Origin of the sequence: Halomonas sp. 3D7M (assembly GCF_014897885.1) — a bacterium.
Taxonomy (GTDB): Bacteria; Pseudomonadota; Gammaproteobacteria; order Pseudomonadales; family Halomonadaceae; genus Vreelandella.
In genome coordinates this window covers 1-1,603 of record NZ_JABUZF010000064.1, presented here as the reverse complement: position 1 = coordinate 1,603, position 1,603 = coordinate 1, and the positions used below count along the sequence as shown (strand labels likewise).

The following is a 1,603-nucleotide window of genomic DNA, read 5'->3' as shown; positions in this document are numbered from 1 at the left end:
TCTAACCAGCTGAGCTACGTAGCCTTTCCCTCATCAACGGGTGCAGATTATGCCTATCTTAACTATGAAAGGCAAGCCAAAAACGACCTGCCTTTCATTCAACTACCCTGTTAAGTGAATAGTGTGCTTATAAGGCTGCTTGGACTGCCGGCAGCGCTTCTTCGCCAGCTCGGGTAGTCACTCCTTCGAGCCATGCTGCTAGCACATCATCGTTTTCATTGAGGTAACTGCGTGCTGCCTCTCGCGGGTCTACCCCATCGTCCATAATGGCACTCATAAGTTGGTTTTCCATTTCCAGGGTGAATGTCATGTTTTTCAGCAATTCACCGACATTAGGGCACGCTTCAACAAACCCCGCACGAGTATTGGTATGTACGGTTGCGCCCCCCAGGTTAGGGCCAAAATAGTCGCCAGCATCAGATAAATACGCCATATCAAAATTAGTATTCATTGGATGCGGTTCCCAACCTAAAAACACCATCCATTTCTCATTGGGTACCCTCGCGCGAAGCTCAGCCAGCATACCCGCCTCGCTCGAATCGATGACTTGCCAATCACCTAGCCCATAGGCGTTATCATCAATCATTTGCTCAATCAGCTCATTACCATCATTGCCAGCTTCAATGCCGTGTAAACGCTGCTCAAACTGATCAGCATGCTCTGCCAGATCATTAACGGAGGTCACACCCGCATCATAGACATATTGGGGCACTGCCAGGGTGTACTTAGCTCCCTCAAGGTTGACCACTAAGCGCTCAACCTCGCCACGCTCCACATAGGGGTCGCTGATAGAGGCCATCGATGGCATCCAGTTACCTAAAAAGACGTCAAAATCATTATTACCCATGCCCGCATAAGCAATCGGCACCGAGACAGTATCGACGCGCGTTTCGTAACCAAGCGCTTCCAATACCTCACTAGCCAATGCTGTCGTTGCTGTAATATCAGTCCAACCCACTTCTGCAAAGCGAACACTACTACACTCATTAGCATAGGCAGCTGCCGGTAAACAGGCAGTCAGCAGTAATGTACTTAGGCTTCGTGTGTATGTCCGTTTCATGTTGATCTTCCCCATTATCGGTTTTATATGAACACGCCCTATACGCAACAGTCGTAGAGACGAGAAAACAACGCAGGCTTTTATTGATTGAGCGTTCAATAAAAAAATGTCATCATACTCAGGTAATCATGCCTACTCCTGGTTTTCAAGGACAGGAGCCAATGGGCATTCAACGTCAGTAGGAGATAGCTGTGCCTAAGGTGGGAATGGAACCGATACGCCGCCAGCAGTTAATTAAGGCTACCATGGCGGCCATTGACGAAGTTGGTTTAGCAGAAGCAACCGTCATGCGAATTGCCCGTCATGCTGGTGTTTCGGCGGGCATTATTAGTCACTACTTTGGCGGCAAGGATGGCCTGCTGGAAGCAACGATGCGGCAGATCTTGACCGATCTTAGTGACGCCGTTGCAGCACGCCGCCGTGCGTTAGAAGACGACTCCCCCCGAGCTCATATTGGCGCCATCATCGAAGGTAACTTTGATCGCACCCAGGTGACCGGCCCTGCCGCCAAAACATGGCTCGCCTTTTGGGCTAGCAGCATGC

The 1,603-nt window shown here is 50.1% G+C and carries 2 protein-coding genes; one reads left to right on the top strand and one right to left on the bottom strand.

Annotation, left to right across the window (positions count from 1 at the left end; translation table 11 throughout):
* Positions 1 to 127 precede the first annotated feature (127 nt).
* Positions 128 to 1,060, bottom strand: coding sequence for a choline ABC transporter substrate-binding protein (locus INT22_RS02165; RefSeq protein WP_198349614.1), 933 nt, complete (start codon positions 1,058 to 1,060; stop codon positions 128 to 130).
* Between the two features lie 191 nt (positions 1,061 to 1,251).
* Between INT22_RS02165 and betI the strand changes: the two genes are divergently transcribed.
* Positions 1,252 to 1,603: transcriptional regulator BetI (gene betI, locus INT22_RS02160; protein WP_193067581.1), on the top strand; the 352-nt coding region annotated here is incomplete at its 3' end.